We start from the raw sequence: 1,327 nt of genomic DNA, 5'->3' as shown, positions 1-1,327 counted from the left end.
AGAGATCCATTAACCGTCGATGAGTCGGTGTTGTTTCAGTGAAAACCTGCCCATATCGATTGGAATATTTAATTTTGACCAGAGTTTCCATCTCTTCCATTACCTTCTTGACTGTAAAATATTTAATTTTTTCGTCTTTCTTTATTTTGGAACGTATAGAACTGACATAGATTAGTGCCAGGAATTGTAAGAACAACCTTCCATCCATTGCGGCTGCAGAGTGAACTCGAATCCGCTTCATATCCATATGATTTTTGAGGTCGTCAAAACAGTTCTCTACAACATCCTTGTCACGATAAACATGCAAAGCTTCATCAGCAGTTTTTATTTTGTTTGATAATACACAGAAGAAGCCACAGTATTTTTTTCTGGCGTTCTGTATTTCCACTTCATTGAACTCCACCCGTAATCCACGCTTGGGTGTCTCCTTAATAATCAGGTAGCACAGCAAATTATCGTCAATATCTTTTATTGGTGTACCTGCCAAAAGTTTATCTCTGCAGTGGATCAGTTGGCGAGTAAAACGATCAAAGTCACTGGCTGCAAGTTCAGCGTTGTAAAAAATATGCAGCCAGGAACGGTGCTTATTCTTTCCCCATCTGTAAAGCATGGTCGCCGCATACAATGCTTCATCCTCTCCTGTTACAATATAATTTTTCGGTGAAGAAATCGTATCACTATGTTTGTCAAGGATTTCACGAACCCACTTTCTTCCTGTTGGCAATGCCATTGTGAACTTATGTCGGCGAGTAAAAAGCTCATCAATATTTGCAACACTGTAGAACCCTCTGTCCAGCACGAAATGAAGCCTCTCCGTACCAAAGTAGTCCAATGCTTTTGCTGTTGTTTTTAATGTAGAAACATCGCTGATACTACCAGGCAAGCGCCGGTAATATGCTGGCAATCGGCTTTTCTGCCCGAAAAGCATAGCGAGGTTAATCTGTTCCAGAGATTCACCGTCACGATTATAACCGAACTGCGTATATTCATTGTGCCGGGAATAAGATGATACGGATGTGATATCATAACACAGCCAATCATCCTCCTGGACATGCTTAAGCCAGAGAGATAAGAAACGTTGACGATTGTCCTCTGAAAGCCTCAAAAGTAGTTCGCTAATCCTTTGGCTGGAAATGCTACCATTAAACGGATGAATACACGACTTACTCCAGGATTCCGCCCTTGATAGAGCACATCCTTTATGTACGATAAAATAAACCAGGCTAAGGATAAATTCATAGTCCTCTGGAAAACAATTTTTTAGTAGGGTTCGGATGCCGTGTTTTCGGGTTAACTCCTCAAGCAAAAGAAAAGGTCCCGCAACTCG

Annotated in this window: 1 protein-coding gene; it reads right to left on the bottom strand. The window is 41.1% G+C overall.

Annotated features, from left to right (window positions below):
- The coding region (locus LZ24_RS16965) for an IS1634 family transposase (RefSeq protein ID WP_144686892.1) at nucleotides 1–1,327 on the bottom strand (1,327 nt) is incomplete at both ends.

The sequence above is a fragment of the Desulfobotulus alkaliphilus genome, from assembly GCF_007830435.1.
Taxonomy (GTDB): Bacteria; Desulfobacterota; Desulfobacteria; order Desulfobacterales; family ASO4-4; genus Desulfobotulus; species Desulfobotulus alkaliphilus.
Note: the sequence above shows the minus strand (reverse complement) of the source record. Positions and strands in the feature narration are given on the sequence as shown.